Origin of the sequence: Tepidimonas sp. HKU78 (assembly GCF_049860815.1) — a bacterium.
In the GTDB taxonomy this organism is placed as follows: Bacteria; Pseudomonadota; Gammaproteobacteria; order Burkholderiales; family Burkholderiaceae_C; genus Tepidimonas.
This window is the reverse complement of record NZ_CP187547.1, coordinates 323,104-343,990: the sequence shown is the minus strand read 5'-3', so window position 1 is coordinate 343,990 and position 20,887 is coordinate 323,104. Positions and strand designations below refer to the sequence as shown.

The window sequence follows — 20,887 nt, the reverse complement described above, 5'->3', positions numbered from 1 at the left end:
GATGCCCATGATGGGGCCCCGCTGCGTCCCTTTCTTTTCTTGGGTAAGCCATGGTTCCCCACCTCGTCACCGCACTCACTGGCCCGATCAACGAGCTGGAGCAGCGCATCCTCGAGTCCACTCCCGTCATCGAGCGCTGGTTCCGGCTCGAGTGGATGGAACACACGCCGCCGTTCTACACCTCGGTGGACATTCGCAACGCGGGCTTCAAGCTGGCGCCGGTGGATACCAATTTGTTCCCGGGGGGGTGGAACAACCTGACCAACGAGATGCTGCCGCTGGCCGTGCAGGCCGCGATGGCGGCGATCGAAAAAATCTGCCCCGAGGCCAAAAACCTGCTGCTGGTGCCTGAAAACCACACGCGCAACACGTTTTACTTGATGAACGTGGCGCAGTTGCAGCGCATTTTCTATTCGGCAGGGCTCAACGTGCGCATCGGTTCGCTCAACCCGGAAATCAAAGAACCCACCGAGCTCCCGCTGCCCAATGGCGAGCGGCTGCTGCTCGAGCCCATCGTGCGCGAGGGACGGCGCATCGGCTTGAAGCACTTCGACCCCTGCACCATCCTGCTCAACAACGACTTGAGCGCGGGCGTACCGGGTATTTTGGAGGACTTGCATGAGCAGTACGTGCTACCGCCGCTGCATGCAGGCTGGCACGTGCGGCGCAAGAGCAACCACTTCCGCTGCTACGAGGAGGTGGCCAAGCGCTTCGGCAAGCTCGTGGGTATCGACCCCTGGCTGATCAACCCCATGTTCGCGCAATGCGGGCAGGTCAATTTTGCCGAAGGCTCCGGCTTCGAGTGCCTGCAGGGCAACGTCGACGCCCTACTGACCAAAATTCGCCGCAAATACAAGGAGTACGGCATCCAAGAGCGGCCGTTCGTCGTGGTCAAGGCCGACAACGGCACCTACGGCATGGGCGTGATGATGGTGCGCGATGCCGCCGAGCTGGCGAGCCTGAACCGGCGCACCAAAAACAAGATGAACGTCATCAAGGACGGCCAGCAGGTCAGCGACGTCATCATCCAAGAGGGGGTGATGACCCACGAGCAGATCAACGACGCCGTGGCCGAGCCCGTGGTGTACATGATGGACCGCTACGTGGTCGGGGGCTTTTATCGCGTGCACGCCGAGCGTGGGGTGGATGAAAACCTCAATGCCCCGGGCGCCAGCTTCGTACCATTGGCGTTCGAGAAAAGCGCCCTGCAACCACAGCCCGGCTCGCCGCCGGGGGCGAGCGTGCCCAACCGTTTTTACATGTACGGCGTGGTGGCGCGGCTGGCCATGCTGGCCGCCGCCTACGAGCTCGAAGCCACCGACCCCGAGGCCGAGCAGTATGACTGAGGCGCCAGCGAAGCCTTCCCTGCGGCGGGTGTTGGTGGTGGCCGACCCGCTGCACACCTTCGTTACCTACAAAGACAGCACGTACGCGATGATGCGCGAGTTGGCGCGCCGCGGTGTGGCGCTGGCCGCGTGCGAGCCGGCGCACCTGCACTGGCGCAGCGGCGAACCCGTCACCGCCTGGGTGCGTGAAGTGACGCTGACCGACGATCCGCACGCTTGGTTTGCGGTACGGCGCCAAGGGCGCGAGCCGCTGCACGCGTTCGACGCCGTGCTGATGCGCAAAGACCCGCCGTTCGACGCCGAGTATTTTTACGCCACCCACCTGCTGCAGCAGGCCGAGCGCGAGGGCGCGCGCGTCTTCAACCGGCCCGCCGCGCTGCGCGACCACCCGGAAAAGCTGGCCGTCATGGAGTTTGCCCCGTGGGCGCCGTCCACGCTGGTGACGCGCAGTGCCGAGGCCATCCGCGCTTTCCATGCCGAGCATCGCGACATCATCCTCAAGCCCCTCGATGGCATGGGAGGGCGTGGCATCTTTCGTGTCGGGCCGGATGGCATGAACCTGGGGGTGGTGGTCGAGACGCTGACGGCACACGGCCACACCACCATCATGGTGCAGCGCTACCTGCCGCAGATCGCGCACGGGGACAAGCGCATCTTGCTCATCGGTGGCGAGCCCGTGCCCTACTGCTTGGCGCGCATCCCGCAAGCCGGCGAGGTGCGCGGCAACCTGGCCGCCGGTGGCCGCGGTGAGGCGCGGCCGCTGAGCGACGCCGACTGGGCCATTGCCCGCGCCGTCGGCCCCACGCTGGCCGCGCGCGGTCTGCTGCTGGTGGGGCTGGACGTGATCGGGGAGTGGATCACGGAAATCAATGTCACCAGCCCGACGTGCTTTCAGGAAATCACCCAGCAGACGGGTTACGACGTCGCCGGACGCTTCGTCGATGCGCTGCAGGACGCGGTGGGCGCTGCGGCGCGGGCATGAGTCGCCACCAGTTGGCTCGCTGGGCATTCTGGGCATTGGCGACGGCGATCACGGTGCTGTCGCTGACGCCCGTGGAGCACTTGCCGCCGCAGGTGTTCGATTGGTGGGATAAAGCGCAGCACGCGCTGGGCTTTGCGCTATTGACCATCACCGCGCGGCTGGCGTACCCGGCTGCACCTGGAAACTCGCTGTGGGTTGGCCTGTTGCTGCAGGGGGCGGCCATCGAGCTGGCCCAAGCCGCCAGTGGCTGGCGCCACGGTGATGTCGCTGACTGGATCGCGGACGCCGTCGGCGTCGGAATCGGGTGGATCTTGCTGGCTGCCGCGCAGCGCCGCGCTCAGTGAACCGATAAGCGCGATGACTACGGCGTCGAGCCCCGCTCGGGCCGCAGAGCCCGCGCCAGCGGGCGTCGCAGCGCCTTCTACAATGCCGCCATGAACTTCACCGAGATGCTGCTGCGCGCCGAACGGGCGCATCGATCGCGCTTGTGCGTCGGGTTGGACCCGGACCCGACTCGGTTGCCTGGGCGCTGGGCGGGGCGCGTCGAGCATTTGTACGATTTTTGCGCGGCCATCGTCGATGCCACCGCCGATTTGGTGTGCGCCTACAAGCCGCAGATCGCCTACTTCGCCGCGCACGGGGCCGAGGATCAGCTCGAGCGTCTGATGGCCCACATCCGCGTCGTGGCGCCCGACGTGCCCATCATCCTGGACGCCAAACGGGGCGACATCGGCAGCACCGCCCAGCAGTACGCCAAGGAGGCCTTCGAGCGTTACGGGGCCGATGCCGTCACGCTGTCGCCGTTCATGGGGTTCGATTCGGTCGAGCCTTACCTTCAGTACTCAGGCAAAGGCGTATTTCTGTTGTGCCGTACCAGCAATCCCGGTGGCGACGATTTGCAGGCGCGCCGCTTGGCCGACGTGCCTGGGCAGCCGCTGTTGTATGAGCACATCGCCGCCCTGGCGCAGGGGCCGTGGAACCGCCACGGTCAGATGGGGTTGGTGGTGGGCGCCACCTACCCGCAAGAGATCGAGCGCGTGCGCGCCATCGCCCCCACGGTGCCGCTGCTCATCCCCGGCGTCGGCGCCCAGGGGGGCGACGCCGCCACCACCGTGCGCGCAGGCTGGCGCGGTGACGCTGCAGGCCACACCACCGGGCCAGTGATCGTCAATTCGTCGCGCGCTATCCTGTACGCCAGCACGGGCGACGACTTTGCCACGGCGGCGCGAGCCGAGGCCGAGCGCACGCGGGCGGCGCTGTGGGTGTGAGCGACGGAGAGTAGCGGCACTGTTTCCTCGACCCTCACCCCCGCACGAAGCGAACGCGCGTCCCTGCCAGTGCGATGACGTCGCCGTCGTTCAAGCGGGCGCCCTCGGGTCGCAGGGGCTGGTCGTTGAGGGTGACGGACTGGGCGCCAACGGTCTGGCGCAGCGTGTAGGTGGTGCCTTCGCGCACGATGCTTGCCACGGCCACGCCGGGCTTGCCGATGGTGGTGACGGGTTTGATCAGCACCAGCGTGCGTCCTTGCGCCGGGCCTTCGAGTACCTCCAGCCGGGCGGGTGTCGCCGTCACGGGGGGCGCGGATATGGTGGTCGGGGGGGAGGGAGCCGCGGGGGTGGCGGGCGGTGCGTCACCCTCGCCGGAAATCACCCGCAATTGGTAGCGGGCGATTTCCACGACGTCATCCGGCCCGACGTCGGCGGACACCACGGCGCGCCCATTGACGTAGGTGCCGTTGGTGCTGTTGAGGTCCAGCACCTGCACGCGGCCGTCGGGTTGCAGCACGAAGACGGCATGTTCACCGCTGACGCCGAGGTGTTCGATCACGAGGTCGTTGTACGGGCGACGCCCAACTGTGGTGCGGATCTGGGTCAGCGGCACGCGTTGCAGTTCGCGCCCGTCCAGACTGATGGTGAGCATGGGCATGGTCTACGCTCCGGACTCGGCTCGAGGGGGGCAGTGGATCAGGGCGACGGTGATGTTGTCACGGCCGCCCGCGGCATTGGCGGCGGCGACCAACGCCCGGGCGGCGGCGTCCGAGGCGCCCGTGTGGCGCAGGATGCGGGCGATCTCGGCATCCGTCAACATGTCGGTCAGGCCGTCGGAGCACAGCAGGTAAGTGTCGCCCGCTTGCACCGCATGCTCGGCCAGGTCGATGTCCACCCACGGCGCCACGCCGATGGCGCGTGTGACCAGGTTGCGGTAGCCGGTCAGGCGCGCGCCGCTGGCCGGCAGTAGCCCGGCGTCCACGTGGTCCTGTACCAGGGTGTGGTCGCGTGTCAGTTGCGCGAGCAGCCCCTGTCGCAGCCGGTACAGGCGCGAGTCGCCGACATGCGCGACGATCAATTGGCCGTCGCGCCAGCCCGCCACCACGACCGTCGTGGCCATGCCGCGCAGCGCGGGGTGGGTGCGTGCTTCTTCGTAGACGCGCCGGTTGGCCTGGCGGATGGCCTGCAGCAGCGCGCGGTGTGGATCGTCGTGCCACAGTGCGGCGTGCTCGCGCAGCGACTGCACGACCGTCTCGCAGCACAGGCGACTGGCCACCTCGCCGGCGTTGTAGCCGCCCATGCCATCGGCCAGCACGGCCACCCCCAGTGTGGCGTCGATGAGGACGGTATCTTCGTTGTTGGGGCGCAGGCGCCCCACGTCGGTGGCAGCGGCGAATTGGATGGACATGGGGCAGGGCGAGGTGGCACGCCCAGCCAGTGTAGCGCCGCCCGTGCGGTCAGAGCAGGCTCTTGAGCAGCTTGCCCATCTCAGACGGGTTGCGCGTGACCTTGAAGCCGCACTCTTCCATGATGGCGAGCTTGGCCTCGGCCGTGTCGGCCCCGCCCGAGATGAGTGCGCCCGCATGGCCCATGCGCTTGCCCGGCGGCGCGGTGACGCCAGCGATGAAGCCGACGACGGGCTTTTTCATGTGCTCCTTGCACCAGCGCGCGGCCTCGGCCTCGTCCGGCCCCCCGATTTCGCCGATCATGATCACGGCGTCGGTGTCGGGGTCGTCATTGAACATCTTCATGACGTCGATGTGCTTGAGACCGTTGATCGGGTCGCCACCGATGCCGACCGCCGAGCTCTGGCCCAGACCCAGCTCGGTCAGTTGCGCCACCGCTTCGTAGGTGAGCGTGCCCGAGCGCGAGACCACACCGACGCGCCCCTTGCGATGGATGTGGCCCGGCATGATGCCGATCTTGATCTCGCCGGGCGTGATCAGGCCCGGGCAGTTCGGGCCCAGCAGCAGGGTTTCCTTGCCGCCTTCGGCGACCTTGCGCTTCATCTTGTTGCGCACCATCAGCATGTCACGCACGGGGATGCCCTCGGTGATGCAGATCACCAGGTCGAGGTCGGCCTCGACAGCCTCCCAGATGGCATCGGCCGCGCCTGCGGGCGGCACGTAGATGACGCTGACCGTGGCGCCCGTGGCCTCCTTGGCCTCGCGCACGCTGGCATAGATGGGGATGTCGAAAATCTTCTCACCGGCCTTCTTCGGGTTGACGCCGGCCACGAAGCAGTTTTTGCCGTTGGCGTATTCCTGGCACTTTTCGGTGTGGAACTGGCCCGTCTTGCCGGTGATGCCCTGGGTGATGACCTTGGTGTCTTTGTTGATCAGGATGGACATGGTGTGCTTTCCTCTCGGCCACGGACGGCGTTAGCGACCGGCGACGGCGGCCACCACCTTCTGGGCAGCCTCGGCCATGGTGTCGGCGCTGATGATGGGCAGGCCAGAGTCGGCCAACATCTGTTTGCCCAGGTCTTCGTTGGTGCCTTTCATACGCACCACCAGCGGCACGTTCAAATTGACCGCGCGGCAGGCGGTGATGACGCCGGTGGCGATCACGTCGCAGCGCATGATGCCGCCGAAAATGTTGACCAGGATGGCCTTGACGTTCGGGTTTTTGAGCATGATCTTGAACGCCTCGGTCACCTTCTCGGCCGTGGCGCCGCCGCCGACGTCGAGGAAGTTGGCCGGCTCACCACCGAAGAGTTTGATGGTGTCCATGGTGGCCATAGCCAGACCCGCCCCGTTGACCAGGCAGCCGATGTTGCCATCCAGGCTGATGTAGGCGAGGTCGTATTTGCTCGCTTCGATTTCGGCCGGGTCTTCTTCGTCCAAATCGCGCAGGGCCACGATCTCGGGGTGGCGGAACAGCGCGTTGCTGTCGAAATTGAACTTGGCGTCCAGCGCGATCAGGTGGCCCTTGGAGTCGCGGTTGAGCGGGTTGATCTCGAGCAGCGAGGCGTCGGTCTCCATGTAACAGCGGTACAGGTTCTGAAACAGTGTGACTGCTTCATCGACGGTGTGGCCGCTCATCCCGATGCCCTCGGCCAGCTCGCGCGCCTGGGCCTCGGTCAGGCCCACCAGCGGGTCAACGAAGATCTTGACGATCTTCTCTGGCGTGTGGGCGGCGACTTCCTCGATGTCCATGCCGCCTTCGCTGGAGGCGATGAGGGCCACTTTTTGCGTGGCGCGGTCGGTCACGACCGAGACGTAGAACTCTTTGCCGATGTCGGCACCTTCTTCGATGTACAGGCGCCGCACCTTCTGGCCCTGTGGGCCGGTCTGGTGGGTGACCAGTTGCATGCCCAGCATGCGGCCCGCGAGTTCACGTACCTCGTCGATGCTGCGCGCCAACTTGACGCCGCCGCCCTTGCCGCGGCCACCGGCGTGGATCTGCGCCTTGACGACCCAGACCGGGCCGCCGAGCTTTTGCGCGGCTTCCACCGCTTCTTGCACCGTGAAGGCCGGGATGCCGCGCGGCACCGGCACGCCGAACTGACGCAAGATTTCCTTGCCTTGGTACTCGTGGATCTTCATGTGGTTCCTGTCTGAAGTGGCGTCTGACGGGAGGTCCGCCGGGCGGCAGCTCGGGTGCGACGATTGCGTCGCCGAACGGCCGCCTGCACGAGTGCGCGGCGCCGCCCAAACGCAGCGCCGCAGCTGGCGGGCCAGCGCGGGACAGCGCGAACTGTATCATGCGGCCACTGCCGCTAGCTTGATCCAAGCTGACACCAAGTCATCCGTTTGCGGTGCAGCGTCAATCGGTAAAAACCCCTAAGGGTATTCTCATGAAGACGGTATTCATCGACGGCGAAGCCGGCACCACCGGGCTCCAAATCCGCCAGCGCCTGCAAGGCATGGCAGGGCTGACCCTTCTGTCCATCGACCCGGCGCGCCGCAAAGACTCGGCTGCCAAGCGTGAACTGCTTGCGCAGGCCGACCTGACCCTCTTGTGCCTGCACGACGATGCCGCGCGGGAATCGGTGGCCATGATCGATGCGCTGCGCGCCGAGACCGGGCACGCGCCGCGCGTCATCGATGCGTCCACCGCGCACCGCGTGGCGCCGGGTTGGGTGTACGGTTTCGCCGAGCTCGCACCGGGGCAGGCGCAGGCCATCCGCAGCGCCGAACGGGTAGCCAACCCAGGCTGCTACGCCACCGGGGCCATCGCCCTCATCCGGCCGTTGGTCGACGCGGGCCTCATCCCGCCGGATCATCCGTTGTGCCTACCCAGCGTCAGCGGCTACACCGGCGGTGGGCGCGCAATGATCGAGGCGTATGAATCCGGCCAGGCGCCCGCGTTCGAGCTCTATGCACTGGGGCTCAACCACAAGCACCTGCCCGAGATCATGGCCTATACCGGCCTGCAACGGCGCCCGCTGTTCGTGCCGTCGGTGGGGAATTTTCCGCAGGGGATGCTGGTGCAGTTGCCGCTGCACCTGGACACCTTGCCGGGCCGGGTGCGCGCGCAGGACCTGCACGAGGCGCTCGCTGCGCACTATGCGGGCAGCGCTTGGGTGTCGGTGGAGCCGCCGACGGCCGATGGCAAGCTCGATGCGGTGGCGTTGGCGGGCAGCGACCGGCTGGAGCTGCGCGTCTTTGGCAACGAAGACCACCGCCACGCCGTGCTGGTGGCGCGCCTGGACAACCTGGGCAAGGGCGCCAGTGGCGCCGCCGTGCAAAACCTGCGGCTGATGCTGGGGGTGTGACCGTGCTCAGGCCAGTACGTTGAGCCGGGTGCCCAAGGGCCCTTCAGTGGCCAAGGGCAGCTCGGCGCGCGGTGGCTGCGGGACGGCTTGGAGCATGGCCTGCGCCTGTTGCTGCTGCAGCTGCAGGGCCTTGCGCAGCGCCAAAATCCGCGCGGCATCCCCGGCCTCCACCCCTTGCGTGGCGACCTGGCCGATGAGTGTTGTCGAGCCGATATTCATGTCGATTTTTTAGCCCAAAACCGCCGTGAATTCCACACCGTTCGTCGGTCATTGGGGCGGGGTATTCGGCGTCAGCCAGCGTCGATGAGGTCATCTCCTTGTCGTCTCGCCGCACGGCTGGCGCACAGGGCATCGATGATGCCTTCCAGCCACGCTTCGAACGGCTGGTCGGCGTGGTGCTGGGCGTAGATATGCCGCAGATAAGGCACCTCGCGCGCCCAGGCATGGATGCCCGCGATCGGCTGGCGCTGCCACTCGAGCAGTTTGAATTTGAGCAGTACTTTGAGCGCGTGTTGTCGGTGTTTGGCGGGGTGCGCCTGCCAGTGGGCCAGACGCTGCCGCGCCGTGGCCAGCGCCGCGGCGACGGGCACCGACGGGTGCGCGCCGTCATCGTGGGCGGGATCGCCGAACGGGCTGCCGTGGCCGGGGATGACGACGCGCGGTGCCAAGCGCTCGATGTGGTCGAGCGTGGCGGCCACGGCGTCGAAGCCAGGCTCGCCGTCCAACTCGGGGAATACCACGCCAAAGCCGTGTTGCCACAGCGCGTCCCCGCTGATGAGGGTGCGCGTGGCGGGCTCGAACAGCATCACGGCATCCGGGTCGTGGCCGGGGGCGGCGTGGATCTCCCACGTCAGCGCGCCGAACACAAACGCCGAGCCGGGGGGCAACAAGCCGTCGAACGTAAAGCGCGGGCAGCGCTGCCCGGTGGCCCGGTAGCTCAGCCGCGCCTCGTCCCACGCGCGCACCGCATCGGCCGACCCGGGCGGGATGAGGGTACGCACGCCTGGGTGTTGCGTCTGGATGGCAGCGTTGCCGCCGCAGTGGTCGCTGTGCAGGTGGGTGTTGAGCAGCCAGCACAAGCGGCGCCCGTGCAGTACCCGCTGCAGCAGCGCCAGCGTCTGATCGGTGTGGGTGGCGTAGCCCGAATCGATCAAGGCCGCCTCGGATGGCGTGAGCAGCAAGACATTGTTGGACGACAGCCAACCCCGCTCCCAGACGTGCACGCCAGCTGGCAGCAGGGCAGGCATGGGCGCGCTCCGACCTATGCCTTGCCGCGCAGCTCGCGCCGCAGGATTTTGCCGACGTTGCTCTTGGGCAGCTCCTCGCGGAACTCGATGTACTTGGGGCGTTTGTAGCCCGTGAGGTTGTCGTGGCAAAAGCGCATGACCTGTTCCTCGGTTAGCGTGGGGTCGCTGCGCACCACGTAGAGTTTGACCGCCTCCCCGGAATGCGGGTCGGGCACGCCGACGGCTGCGCATTCCAGCACGCCCGGGCAGGTGGACACGACGTTGTCGATCTCGGTCGGGTACACGTTGAAGCCCGAGACGATGATCATGTCCTTCTTGCGGTCCACGATGCGGATGTAGCCGTGTTCGTCCATGATGCCGATGTCGCCCGTGCGCATGTAGCCGTCTTCGGTGAAGACCTTGGCCGTCTCATCGGGTTTGTTGTAGTAGCCAACCATGACGTTGGGGCCACGGATGCAGATCTCGCCCGTGCTGCCCGGCGGCAGGTCGCGTCCGTCGTCGTCCTTGATGGCGATCTCGACGCTGGGCAGCGGCAAGCCAATCGTGCCCGTGAAATGGGTGTTGGTCACCGGGTTGTTGGTGCCAATCGCGCAGGTCTCGCTCATGCCCCAGCCTTCGATCATGGCGCAGCCGGTGACCTTTTGCCACTGGCGTGCCGTGCCCTCCGACGCGGCCATGCCGCCGGCTTGCGACAGCACCAGCGACGAAAAATCCAGCTGCCGAAAGCGTGCGTTGGCCAGCAGCCCGTTGAAGAGCGTGTTGACCGCCGGCAGCACGTGAAACGGCCGACTCTTGAGCACCTCGACGAACTTGGGGATGTCGCGCGGGTTGGGGATGAGGGTGGCGTGCGCGCCTTGCCGCATCACCAGCAGCATCAGCGTGAGCGCGAAGATGTGGTACAGCGGCAGCGCCATGATGTGGTTGGTGCGCCGCGGATCTCCCACTTTGTTGAGCGCTGGGGTAAACCAGGCCTCGGCCTGCAGGATGGCAGCAATGACGTTGCCGTGGGTGAGGATGGCGCCCTTGGACAGGCCGGTGGTGCCGCCGGTGTACTGCAGGAAGGCGATATCCTGGCGGCCAATGGTCGCGGGCTTGAGGGTCTGGGTCGAGCCTACCTCCAGCGCCCGACGAAACGGAACGATGGTACGCGGCCCCGCGGGGCCTTGCAGTGGAAGCTTGAAGGCCGGCACCAGCTTGGCCACGTGCCGCACCAGAAACGTCATCCAGCGGCCATACCAAGGCCCCAGCAGGTCGCCAAAGCTGGCCACGACCACGTGGCGCACGGGGCTGTGGTCGATCACCTCCTCCAGCGTATGGGCAAAGTTTTCCAGGATGACGATGGCCTCGGCGCCCGAGTCCTTGAGCTGGTGCTCCAGCTCGCGTGCCGTGTAGAGGGGATTGACATTGACACAGGTGTAGCCCGCGCGTAACACGCCTGCCATGGTGACCAGAAACTGTGGCAGGTTGGGCAGCATGATGGCCACGCGCGCGCCCGGTGCCAGGCCGAGCGATTGCAGATACGCACCCAGGGCGGCGCTGTACCGGTCGAGCTGGCCGTAGGTCATCCAGCGATCCATGCAGACCGAAACGGGGTCCTGCGGGTGGCGCCGGAACGCCTGCTCCAGCAGCGCGGCCAGCGACTCGTACTGTGTGGGGTCGATGTCGGCGGGCACGCCGGGCGGGTAGCTCGATAGCCAGATTCGTTCCATAGCGGTCCATTGATCAGGGGGCTGACCATTGTGGCCGCCACGCAGCGTAGGGCGCCTCAGGGGTTGCCCTGACAAGCTGTCGCGCAAGGCACAGCCTGGGCCGGTTGAGACATGCCGAAAGTGTGGAATATTAGGGAAAACCCTGACAAATCCGGCGCATCGGCGTATAGTCGAGGCCATCATGCCGACAACCGCCACGTCACCATCGCCGCTGAGCGCACCCGATCGCGGGCCGCGCGTGCCAGTGCGTGATCTGCCGCTGGCCACCGAGCCGCGGGCGCCGCGGGCGCACGCGCGCGCGCCGATCCGCATGCTCGACGCCTCGCACCGCGAGGCGATTCTGCGCCACCTGTTGGCCCTGGGCGAGCGCGACCGTTACCTGAGGTTCGGCTACGCGGCGCAGGATGACCAAATCCGCCGCTACGTGGATGGGTTACGCTTCGGTTTGGACGAGGTTTTCGGTATTTTCAATTGGCGTTTGGAGCTGATTGCCATGGCACACCTGGCCTATATGGTCACGCCGGGGCGCGGCAGCGACAGTGCCGAGTTCGGTGTGAGCGTGAGCGCGCATGCGCGCGGACGCGGCTACGGCCGGCTGCTGTTCGACCGCGCGGTGATGCACGCGCGCAACCATGGCGTGCAGTATTTGTACATTCACGCGTTGAGCGAGAACACCCCCATGCTGCGCATCGCTCGCGGGGCGGGGGCGACCGTCGTGCAGCACGCAGGCGAGAGTGAATGCCACCTGGAGCTGCCTCCCGCCGATTTTGCGTCGCATGTCAGCGAGCTGATCGACGAAGAGGTGGCGCGCACCAACTACCTTGCCAAGGCGTTGCGCCGCTGGGGGGCTCGCGTGCTGCGCTGGCTGAACCCACGCAGCTGGAGCCGCCCGGGCCGCTGAGGGCCGGATGGCGGGGCACGCCAGGCGGGGTCTGCCAGGCGACGCTGTCCCATGCGATGGCCCTGTTGTATGCTAGGGTCTGTCGCAACCACTGACCACCCCCGTGGCCGATCCCTCCTATTCTCCGCAGCCGATGCCGGGTACGCGGCACGAAGACAAACGCACCTTCTTGCAGCGCCTCGTGGAGTTTCTGCACCCCGGGCCCGACTCCAAGGACGAGCTCATCGAGGCGCTGGCCGACGCCGAAGACAACGACGTCATCGATGCCCAGTCGCGCGCGATGCTGGAAGGCGTGATCCGCATCGCCGACATGACCGCTGGGGACGTGATGGTGGCCGCCCCGCGCATGGACGTGCTCGACATCGACGCGCCGTACGCCGAGCTGCTCAACACCGTCATCGACACCGGTCACTCCCGCTTTCCGGTCTATGAGGGCGAGCGCGACAACATCATCGGCATCCTCATGGCCAAGGACCTGCTCAAGCTGCAGCGCGCGCCCGAGCTCAACGTGCGCACCCTGTTGCGTCCGGTGGTGTTCGTGCCCGAGAGCAAGGCGCTCAACGACCTGCTGCGAGAGTTTCGGGGCAACCGCAACCACCTGGCCGTCGTCATCGACGAGTTTGGCCGGGTCGCGGGTCTCATCACGATCGAAGACGTGCTGGAAGAAATCGTCGGCGAGATCGAGGACGAGTTCGACGTCCAAGAGGACGAGGGCGACATCTTTGCCCTGGCCGATGGCACGTGGCGCGTCAGCGGCGACACGCCGATCGAGCGCGTCAACGAGTGGTTCCAAGTGGCGCTCCCCGAGGACGAATTCGACACCATTGGCGGCTATGTCGCGCACGAAATGGGGCGGGTGCCGCGCCGCGGCGAGTCTGTCGAGCTCGCGGGGTTGGTGTTTCAGGTGCAGCATGCCCGGGCGGGTGCGGTGCGTTGGTTCAAGGTGACGCGCCCCACCCCCGAGGCGCCATGACGGCCGACCTGCGCGCGGGAAGGGCGCGGGAGAAAGGGGCCGCATGGGCGGTCTGGCTGCTACTGCTGCTGGCCGGGGCGTGGCATGCAGCCGCGCTGGCGTGGCCGTTTGCGGTCGCGCTTGAGCCCTGGCTGCGCCCGGGCGAGCCGGTGGCCGGTCTGCACGGCCTCAGCCTGGCCGTGTTGGTGGCGGCGCTGGTGCGTGCGCCATCGGCCGGGGCCGCTGCTGCGCGTGCTGGCGTGTACGCCACGGCATGGCTGGTGGCGACGTTTTGGTGGCTGTTCATTTCCCTGCACACGGTCGGCGGGGTGGCCGCGCCCTTGTCCGCCTTCGCGGTGGGGGCGTTAGCGGCCTTTCTGGCGCTGTACTATGCGCTCGCCGCCGCTCTGTGGTGGCACTGGCTGCGCCGCCTGGGTCGCGGGGCAGCGGTGTGGGTCTTCGCAGCCTGCTGGACGTTGGCCGAGGTGGCTCGCGGTGTGTTGTGGACCGGGTTTCCGTGGGGTGCGGGCGGGTACGCCCAGATCGACGCCCTGGGTTGGCTGGCGCCCTGGGTCGGGGTGTACGGGGTGGGGGCGGTGGCGGCGCTGCTGGCGGCGGCGGTCGTGCTGGCGCCCGGGGTGTGGCGCTGGGCGGCGCTGGGCGTGGCGCTGGGGCTGTGGCTGGTGCCGGCTGCGGGGCCGTGGCTGGCGGCGCGCTTGCCCGAGCACACGCAGTCGGCCGGCACACTGCCGGTGCGCCTGCTGCAGGGCGCGATCGCGCAGGACGTGAAGTTCGACGCCGAGGCCGGCATCCCGCTGGCGCTGCGCTGGTACGGGCAGCAGATCGTGCAGGCCAGTGCCGACCCGGCGCTGGCGGGCGGCCTGGTGGTGGCGCCGGAGACGGCCATTCCGCTGTTGCCGCAGGACATCGACCCCGATTACTGGCGCGCCCTGGGGGCTGCGGTGCGCACCGGCCACGCCGCCGTGTTGTTGGGCGTGCCGCTGGGTGGCTTTGCCGACGGCTACGCGAACTCGGTGGTGGGCTGGGTGCCGGGTGGTCCGGCACCCGAGCCGGGTGTCGATCCGTTCACCCACCACAGCCGCTACCGCTACGATAAACACCACTTGGTGCCCTTTGGCGAATTCGTGCCGCCTGGGTTTCGCTGGTTTACCGAGCTGATGTTCAACCCGGGCGGGTACTTCGAGCGCGGCCCGTTGGTACAGCCGCCGTTCGTGTGGGCGGGGCAGCGCATCGCGCCCAATATCTGCTACGAAGACCTGTTCGGTGAAGAGCTGGCGGCGGGTTTTCGCGACCCGGTGCAGGCCCCCACGGTGCTGGTCAATGTCAGCAACATCGCGTGGTTTGGGGATACGGTGGCGATCGACCAGCACCGCCACATCTCGCGCATGCGCGCGCTGGAGCTGGGGCGGCCCATGGTGCGCGCCACCAACACCGGCTCGACCGCGGTGATCGACCACCGCGGCCGGGTGCAGGCGGAGCTGCCGCGCTGGCAGCGCGGGGTGCTCGACGCGACCGTGGAGGGACGCCGTGGCCTGACCCCGTACGCCGCGTGGGCCAGCCGCTGGGGCCACGCGCCGCTGGTGGCGGGGTGCCTGCTGGTGCTGGTGTGGGCGGCGTGGGCCGCGAGCCCGCGCCGCCGCAGCCGCGCGCCGTAGAATGTGGCGCTTATGCTGACCTTCCAACAGATCATTCTCAAGCTCCAGTCGTACTGGGACGCGCAGGGCTGCGCCCTGTTGCAGCCCTACGACATGGAGGTGGGCGCTGGCACCAGCCATACCGCGACCTTTTTGCGCGCGCTGGGCCCCGAGCCGTGGAAAGCCGCCTACGTGCAGCCTAGCCGCCGCCCCAAGGACGGCCGCTACGGTGATAACCCCAACCGCTTGCAGCACTACTACCAGTACCAGGTGGTGCTCAAGCCTGCACCCAGCAACATCCTCGATCTTTATCTGGGGAGCTTGCAGGCGCTGGGATTCGACCTGAAGAAGAACGACATCCGCTTCGTCGAGGACGACTGGGAAAACCCCACGCTGGGCGCCTGGGGCCTGGGCTGGGAGGTCTGGCTCAACGGCATGGAGGTCACGCAGTTCACCTACTTCCAGCAGGTGGGGGGGATCGACTGCCGTCCCATCACCGGCGAAATCACCTACGGGCTGGAGCGCTTGGCCATGTATCTGCAGGGCGTGGAAAACGTCTACGACCTGACCTATGCGCCAGGGCTGACCTATGGCGACGTGTTCCACCAAAACGAGGTGGAACAGTCGGCCTACAACTTCGAACACGCCGACACCGACTTTTTGTTCACCGCCTTTGCCGCCCATGAGCGGCAGGCCCAATACCTGATGCAGCAGCAACTCGCCCTGCCGGCCTACGAGCAAGTGCTCAAGGCGGCCCACACCTTCAACCTGCTGGACGCGCGCGGTGCCATCAGCGTGACCGAGCGCGCCGGCTACATTGGCCGCATTCGCCACCTGGCGCGCAGCGTGGCGCAGAGCTACCTGGACAGCCGGGCGCGGCTGGGCTTTCCGATGGCGCCGCGCCCGTGGGCCGAGGAAGTGTTGGCGCGCTGGCGCGCCCCGCAGGAGGCCGCCGCATGAGTGCCGCCGTCGCTGCCCTGCTGGTGGAATTGTTCGTCGAGGAGCTGCCGCCCAAGGCGCTGCGCGCGCTGGGGGACGCCTTCGCGCACGGCGTGGCCGAGGGGCTGCGTCGCGAGGGGCTGCTGGAAGACGGCGCCACTGTCACCCCCTATGCCACGCCGCGGCGGCTGGCGGTGCACATCGATGCGGTGCGCGCACAGGCGCCCGATCGCGCCGTGCAGCTCAAGCTCATGCCCGTCTCCGTGGGGCTGGACGCCAATGGACAGCCGACGGCCGCGCTGCGCAAAAAATTGGCCGCCCTCGGCGCGGAGGCCAGCGACGACGCGGCGCTGCTGGCGCGCCTGCGCCGAGCCCAAGACGGCAAGGCCGAGGTGCTCTACTGGGACAGCGTGGTCACCGGCGCCACCCTGGCGGCGGGCTTGCAGGCGGCGCTGGAGGACGCCCTGCGCCGCTTGCCCATTCCCAAGGTCATGACCTACCAGTTGGCCGACGGCTGGCAAAGCGTGCACTTCGTGCGTCCGGCCCATGCGCTGGTGGCGCTGCACGGCGACGCGGTGGTGCCCGTGCAAGTGCTGGGCTTGCAGGCGGGGCGCCAGACCCACGGCCACCGCTTCGAGGCGCGTATCGACCCCATCGACATTCCGCACGCCGACGCCTATGCCGACATGTTACGGCGCGATGGCGCCGTGGTGGCCAGCTTTGGCGAGCGCCGCGCCGAGATCGAGCGCCAATTGCAGGCGGCGGCCGCGCGCGTTGGCGGCGGCTGCCAGCCGGTGGCCGACGACGCGCTGCTCGACGAGGTGACCGCGCTGGTCGAGCGGCCCAACGTGGTGCTGTGCCAGTTCGACGAGGCCTTCCTGGAGGTACCGCCCGAGTGCCTGATTCTGACGATGAAGGCCAACCAAAAGTATTTTCCACTGCTCGACGCGCAGGGACGGCTGACGCACCGCTTCCTGGTGGTGAGCAACATCACGCCCGACGATGCAAGCGCCGTCATCACCGGTAACGAGCGCGTGGTGCGCCCGCGGCTGGCGGATGCGAAGTTTTTCTTTGACCAGGACCGCAAACGCCCGCTGGCGGCGCGGGTGCCGGGCCTGGCCAAGGTGGTGTACCACCAACAGCTGGGCACCCAGGGCGAGCGCGTGCAGCGCCTACAGGTGCTGGCGCAAGCGATCGCCGCGCAGTGGGGCGACGACGCCCTCGCGCAGCGCGCCGGCCAAGCCGCGCAGCTGGCCAAGGCCGACTTGCTGACCGACATGGTGGGTGAATTCCCCGAGCTGCAAGGCATCATGGGGCGCTACTACGCCTTGCACGATGGCCTGGACTCCGCCGTGGCCGAGGCCATCGAAGACCACTACAAACCCCGCTTCGCGGGCGACGAGCTGCCGCGCAACCCCGTCGGGCTGTGCGTGGCGCTGGCCGACAAGCTCGAGACGCTGGTGGGGCTGTTCGGCATCGGAGCCTTGCCCAGTGGCGACAAAGACCCCTATGCCTTGCGCCGCCACGCGCTGGGGGTGGTGCGCATGCTCATCGAGCGCGAACTGCCGCTGGCGCTGCCCGCGTTGATCGATCTGGCGGTTCCCATCTTTGGTGATCGTATCCGCGATCCGCGGGCGGCGCTGCTCGACTTTATCTATGACCGCCTGGCCGTCAACCTGCGGGAGCAGGGCTACTCGGCGCAGGAGGTGGACGCGGTGCTGGCGCTGCGGCCGCCGTTGCTGCACGAAGTACCCCGGCGCCTGGCGGCGGTGCGCGCCTTTGCTGCCTTGCCCGAGGCGGCGGCGCTGGCTGCGGCCAACAAGCGCGTGACCAATATCCTGCGCAAGGTGCAGGGGCCGGTGCCCCCGGTGGTCGACCCCGCCCGCTTGCAAGAGCCCGCCGAGCAGGCGCTGCATCAGGCACTGCTCGCGGTGCAGCCGTTGGCCGACGCGGCCTACGAGGCGGGGGACTACACCGCCAGCCTGCAGCGGCTGGCGGCGCTCAAGGCGCCGGTGGACGCGTTTTTCGAGAGCGTGATGGTCAACGCCGACGACCCCGACCTGCGCGCCAACCGCCTGGGGTTGCTCGCGCGGCTGCACCAGGCCATGAATCGCGTGGCCGACCTGTCGCGACTCGCTGCTTGATCGCGCCGTCTCCCCATGCCTGCCCGCGACCTCAAACTCGTCGTCATCGACCGCGATGGCACCCTGAACCGAGACCCCGAGGACTACCTTCACGGCCCCGACGACTGGGAGCCGCTGCCCGGGGCGCTGGAGGCCGTGGCGCGCCTGAACGAAGCGGGCTGGCGGGTGGTCATCGCGTCCAACCAGTCGGGTCTGGGGCGGGGACTGTTCGACGTGGCCACGCTCAACGCGGTGCACGCGCGCATGCACAAGGCGCTGGCGCAGGCGGGCGCGCGCGTGGACGCGGTGTTTTTCTGCCCCCACGCTCCCGAGGAGGCGTGCGAGTGTCGCAAACCGTTGCCGGGTCTGTTTTTGCAAATCGCGCAACGCTATGGGGTGCCGCCGACGCAGTTGGTCGCGGTTGGTGATTCGGTGCGTGATGCCTGTGCCGGTGTGGCGGCGGGATGCGACACGCACCTCGTGCTCACCGGTCAGTCGGCTGCGCACCGCGATGGTACGCGCCCGCCCGGGTTGCCCGAGGGGGTCACCGTCCACGACGATTTACTGGCGTTTGCCGATGCGTTGATCGCGCGCGAGACTTCGGTGCGTCCGTCTGGAGGCCGTGCATGAACGCATTGCGCTCGTGGCTGCACCTGTTGTTCATGGGGGTGACGGTGGTGCCGTGGGCGACGGCCGCGGTGCTCATGGCGCCGCTGGTGTCGTCGGATCGGCTGTATTGGTTTTGCATCCGCTGGGTGCGCCTGCAGATCTGGGCGGCGCGCTGGATGTTGGGCATCCGCAACGAAGTCATCGGCTGGGAGAACCTGCCCGTCGGCCAGCATGCGCCGGCCATCCTGTTGCCCAAGCATCAATCCACCTGGGAGACGTTTTGCCTGCCGGCGATGATGCCCCATCCGCTGGCGTTCGTCTTCAAACGCGAGTTGCTCTACATCCCTTTCTTTGGCTGGGCGCTGGGTCGGCTCGACATGATCCACATCGACCGCGCCAAGCGTGCCCAGGCGTTTCAGCGCGTGGTGGAGCAAGGGCGGCGCCTGCTGGCGCGCGGTATCTGGGTCATCATGTTTCCCGAAGGCACGCGCGTGGCGCGCGGGGCGCGCGGGCAGTACAAGACGGGGGGCGCGCGGCTGGCGGTGCAGACCGGTGTGCCGGTCATCCCGATCGCGGTGACGTCGGGCCGTTGCTGGCCGGCGCGCGCCATCGTCAAGCGCCCAGGCACGGTGGTGTTTTCGATCGGCCGGCCGATGGCGAGCGTCGGGCGCGATCCGGACGACCTCATGCGCGAGGTGGAGGCGTGGATCGAGGCCGAGATGCGTCGGCTCGACCCCGATGCCTATCGCGAGGAGTCGCGTGCCACCGCCGCCGCTTGAGCCGACGGCAGTGCCGGTACCGAAGGCGGCGGACAGTCCCACCGCCGGGGGCACGCACTGGCGGCATCCGCAGGCCAACCGAATGATCGAGTTGCAGGGCGTGACGGTCGCGTACGAATGTCGGCGCAGCGCGCGGCGCACCATTGGGCTGTACGTCGGCCCCCAGGGCTTGAGCGTGCGCGCCCCGCGCTGGGCCGATTGGTCGCAGGTGGAGGGTTTTCTGCGCCACAAGGCGGACTGGGTGTTGGCCCAGCTACAGCGGCAAGCGGCTGCTCCGCGGCCCGTGTGGCCCGAGCCGTCACCGGCGCTGCGCGAGCAGGCTCGGCGACTGTTTCAGCAACGCGTGGCGCTTTTCGCGCCGCGGCTCGGCGTGCAACCCACCACCTTGCGCGTGTCGTCGGCGCGCACACGCTGGGGCAGCGCCAGCACGCGTGGCACCGTGTCGCTCAACTGGCGGTTGGTGTGCCTGCCGCTGGCGCTGGTGGATTATGTCGTCGTGCACGAGCTGGCGCACCTGCGCGAAATGCACCACGGCCCCGCGTTTTGGGCCTTGGTCGCGGGCGTACTGCCAGACTACGCCGAGCGGCGCGCCGCGCTGCGGCGCTATGCGTTGGGCTGAATGCGCCGCGCGCTCGCGCGCCGCACTGCCGGGTCACAGCCGGGCCGCCATGACCCCCAACGCCACCGTCAGCGCCAGCGCGTGTACCAAAGCGGCACCGATGGTCAGCCCAATCGCGGGGCGCAGCGCGGGTACCGGTTGACCGGTGGCGACGTGTCGCCACAGCAGCCCTGCGGCCGCCAGCGACAGCGGCAGAGACAGCAGTCCCCACCACGCCGCGGTAGGGGCGATCGACGCCAGGACTGCCGCCGCCAACCCCCCGTGGGCCAGCAACGCCAGCCCGGTGTAGGCTGCAGCCACGCCCGTGGGCCCCAGGCGCACCGCCAGCGTGCGTTTGCCCGCCTGCGCATCCCACGGCGCGTCGGGCAGCCCGTTGATGAGCAGGATGTTCGCCACCAGCACCGCAAACGGCACCGCCGTCACCATGGGCACGATCAGCCATGCGCCGCGCTGGCTGACGTACGCCCCTTGCACGATCAGCCACCACGCCAGTGCGACCGTGACTTCGCCCAGGCCGCGGGCCATCAAGCGCAGCGGCGGGGCGGAATACGCCCACGCCAGTACCAGCCCGGCGATGCCGATGGCGATCAGCCCGCCCCCGGCGGCGAGTGCCAGCCACAGCCCGCCCAGCACCACCAGGCCCGACAGGCCCAAGGCCAAGCGCCGGGCCGCCGCCGGGGTGGCCGTGCCGGTCTGGATGGCGCGCGAGCCGCCCGTGAAGGGCGACAACGGCGCGGGGTTGATCGCGTCCGCCCCGCTGAGCGCGTCGTGATAGTCGTTCCAAGCGTTGGCTGCGGCGTGGGCCAGCACCGCCAGGGTGATCGTGAGCCCGGCGCGCCACGGGTCGAATCCGCAGCCGCAGGCGGCGGCCATGGCCAGCCCCAATGCCACGGCCGCTACCGTTACCCACAGAAAGCCGGGGCGGCTCAACCGCCATGCGGCGTGCCACGTCAAAGGGGGGTCGGCTGCGGCCAAGGACATGCCCTCGACTATAGCGTCCGTCGGTCGGGGTATCGCGGGCGTGTTGGTCGGGTCTAG

The 20,887-nt window shown here is 68.1% G+C and carries 21 protein-coding genes; 13 read left to right on the top strand and 8 right to left on the bottom strand.

Going from position 1 to position 20,887, the window contains the following annotated elements; all coding sequences use genetic code 11:
- Positions 1-50: 50 nt before the first annotated feature.
- From gshA to pyrF, 4 genes are all read left to right on the top strand, one after another.
- On the top strand, positions 51-1,346 hold the full coding sequence (gene gshA / locus ACPYIS_RS01745; protein ID WP_424858641.1) for a glutamate--cysteine ligase: 1,296 nt from the start codon (positions 51-53) through the stop codon (positions 1,344-1,346).
- Entirely contained in the window at positions 1,339-2,328 is a 990-nt protein-coding gene (gene gshB / locus ACPYIS_RS01740) for a glutathione synthase (protein WP_424858642.1), read from the top strand. The genes gshA and gshB overlap by 8 nt, the downstream gene beginning before the upstream one ends.
- Positions 2,325-2,672 (top strand): VanZ family protein, encoded by a 348-nt coding sequence (locus ACPYIS_RS01735; protein ID WP_299018734.1) that lies wholly within the window; start codon positions 2,325-2,327, stop codon positions 2,670-2,672. The genes gshB and ACPYIS_RS01735 overlap by 4 nt, the downstream gene beginning before the upstream one ends.
- Before the next feature lie 90 nt (positions 2,673-2,762).
- Complete coding sequence (pyrF, locus tag ACPYIS_RS01730; RefSeq protein WP_424895175.1) at positions 2,763-3,596, top strand: orotidine-5'-phosphate decarboxylase; 834 nt, start codon at positions 2,763-2,765, stop codon at positions 3,594-3,596.
- Positions 3,597-3,630: 34 nt separating this feature from the next.
- Here the strand turns inward: pyrF and ACPYIS_RS01725 are convergent, their stop codons facing one another.
- From ACPYIS_RS01725 to sucC, 4 genes are read right to left on the bottom strand one after another with little or no spacing between them, the layout of a single operon-like run.
- Entirely contained in the window at positions 3,631-4,254 is a 624-nt protein-coding gene (locus tag ACPYIS_RS01725; protein WP_424895176.1) for an FHA domain-containing protein, read from the bottom strand.
- Between the two features lie 3 nt (positions 4,255-4,257).
- Positions 4,258-5,004 carry a Stp1/IreP family PP2C-type Ser/Thr phosphatase gene (locus ACPYIS_RS01720; protein ID WP_068606991.1) on the bottom strand — a complete coding sequence of 249 codons (747 nt, stop codon included), beginning with the start codon at positions 5,002-5,004 and terminating at the stop codon, positions 4,258-4,260.
- 49 nt (positions 5,005-5,053) lie between these two features.
- Complete coding sequence (sucD, locus tag ACPYIS_RS01715) at positions 5,054-5,947, bottom strand: succinate--CoA ligase subunit alpha (RefSeq protein WP_424858648.1); 894 nt, start codon at positions 5,945-5,947, stop codon at positions 5,054-5,056.
- A 30-nt stretch (positions 5,948-5,977) separates the two neighbouring features.
- Positions 5,978-7,144 carry an ADP-forming succinate--CoA ligase subunit beta gene (sucC, locus tag ACPYIS_RS01710; protein WP_424858649.1) on the bottom strand — a complete coding sequence of 389 codons (1,167 nt, stop codon included), beginning with the start codon at positions 7,142-7,144 and terminating at the stop codon, positions 5,978-5,980.
- 251 nt (positions 7,145-7,395) lie between these two features.
- Here sucC and argC point away from each other — a divergent pair, with 251 nt between their 5' ends.
- The gene (gene argC / locus ACPYIS_RS01705; protein WP_424895177.1) at positions 7,396-8,316 is read left to right on the top strand and encodes an N-acetyl-gamma-glutamyl-phosphate reductase; all 921 of its coding nucleotides are present in this window, start codon (positions 7,396-7,398) and stop codon (positions 8,314-8,316) included.
- A 6-nt stretch (positions 8,317-8,322) separates the two neighbouring features.
- Here the strand turns inward: argC and ACPYIS_RS01700 are convergent, their stop codons facing one another.
- The 3 genes from ACPYIS_RS01700 to ACPYIS_RS01690 form a co-directional block, all read right to left on the bottom strand.
- The gene (locus tag ACPYIS_RS01700) at positions 8,323-8,535 is read right to left on the bottom strand and encodes a putative motility protein (protein WP_424895178.1); all 213 of its coding nucleotides are present in this window, start codon (positions 8,533-8,535) and stop codon (positions 8,323-8,325) included.
- Between the two features lie 71 nt (positions 8,536-8,606).
- Complete coding sequence (locus tag ACPYIS_RS01695; protein WP_424895179.1) at positions 8,607-9,563, bottom strand: MBL fold metallo-hydrolase; 957 nt, start codon at positions 9,561-9,563, stop codon at positions 8,607-8,609.
- Between the two features lie 14 nt (positions 9,564-9,577).
- Positions 9,578-11,272: an AMP-binding protein gene (locus tag ACPYIS_RS01690; RefSeq protein WP_424895180.1), complete on the bottom strand. Its 1,695-nt coding sequence runs from the start codon at positions 11,270-11,272 to the stop codon at positions 9,578-9,580.
- A gap of 181 nt (positions 11,273-11,453) precedes the next feature.
- On the opposite strand from ACPYIS_RS01690, the gene ACPYIS_RS01685 reads away from it, so the two are divergent.
- The 8 genes from ACPYIS_RS01685 (at position 11,454) to ACPYIS_RS01650 (ending at position 19,849) form a co-directional block, all read left to right on the top strand.
- Positions 11,454-12,173, top strand: coding sequence for an N-acetyltransferase family protein (locus tag ACPYIS_RS01685; RefSeq protein WP_424858652.1), 720 nt, complete (start codon positions 11,454-11,456; stop codon positions 12,171-12,173).
- Between the two features lie 133 nt (positions 12,174-12,306).
- Positions 12,307-13,146, top strand: coding sequence for an HlyC/CorC family transporter (locus tag ACPYIS_RS01680; RefSeq protein WP_299018742.1), 840 nt, complete (start codon positions 12,307-12,309; stop codon positions 13,144-13,146).
- On the top strand, positions 13,143-14,801 hold the full coding sequence (lnt, locus tag ACPYIS_RS01675) for an apolipoprotein N-acyltransferase (RefSeq protein ID WP_424895181.1): 1,659 nt from the start codon (positions 13,143-13,145) through the stop codon (positions 14,799-14,801). Before ACPYIS_RS01680 ends, lnt begins: the two co-directional genes overlap by 4 nt.
- Before the next feature lie 12 nt (positions 14,802-14,813).
- Positions 14,814-15,740 (top strand): glycine--tRNA ligase subunit alpha, encoded by a 927-nt coding sequence (glyQ, locus tag ACPYIS_RS01670; protein ID WP_299018712.1) that lies wholly within the window; start codon positions 14,814-14,816, stop codon positions 15,738-15,740.
- Complete coding sequence (gene glyS, locus ACPYIS_RS01665; protein WP_424858654.1) at positions 15,737-17,863, top strand: glycine--tRNA ligase subunit beta; 2,127 nt, start codon at positions 15,737-15,739, stop codon at positions 17,861-17,863. The genes glyQ and glyS overlap by 4 nt, the downstream gene beginning before the upstream one ends.
- A gap of 15 nt (positions 17,864-17,878) precedes the next feature.
- On the top strand, positions 17,879-18,472 hold the full coding sequence (gene gmhB, locus ACPYIS_RS01660; protein ID WP_299018708.1) for a D-glycero-beta-D-manno-heptose 1,7-bisphosphate 7-phosphatase: 594 nt from the start codon (positions 17,879-17,881) through the stop codon (positions 18,470-18,472).
- On the top strand, positions 18,469-19,230 hold the full coding sequence (locus tag ACPYIS_RS01655) for a lysophospholipid acyltransferase family protein (protein ID WP_424895182.1): 762 nt from the start codon (positions 18,469-18,471) through the stop codon (positions 19,228-19,230). The genes gmhB and ACPYIS_RS01655 overlap by 4 nt, the downstream gene beginning before the upstream one ends.
- Positions 19,211-19,849: a M48 family metallopeptidase gene (locus ACPYIS_RS01650; RefSeq protein WP_424895183.1), complete on the top strand. Its 639-nt coding sequence runs from the start codon at positions 19,211-19,213 to the stop codon at positions 19,847-19,849. Before ACPYIS_RS01655 ends, ACPYIS_RS01650 begins: the two co-directional genes overlap by 20 nt.
- A gap of 33 nt (positions 19,850-19,882) precedes the next feature.
- On the opposite strand, the gene ACPYIS_RS01645 is transcribed toward ACPYIS_RS01650, so the two are convergent.
- On the bottom strand, positions 19,883-20,830 hold the full coding sequence (locus ACPYIS_RS01645) for a prenyltransferase (protein WP_424895184.1): 948 nt from the start codon (positions 20,828-20,830) through the stop codon (positions 19,883-19,885).
- Between the last annotated feature and the right edge of the window lie 57 nt (positions 20,831-20,887).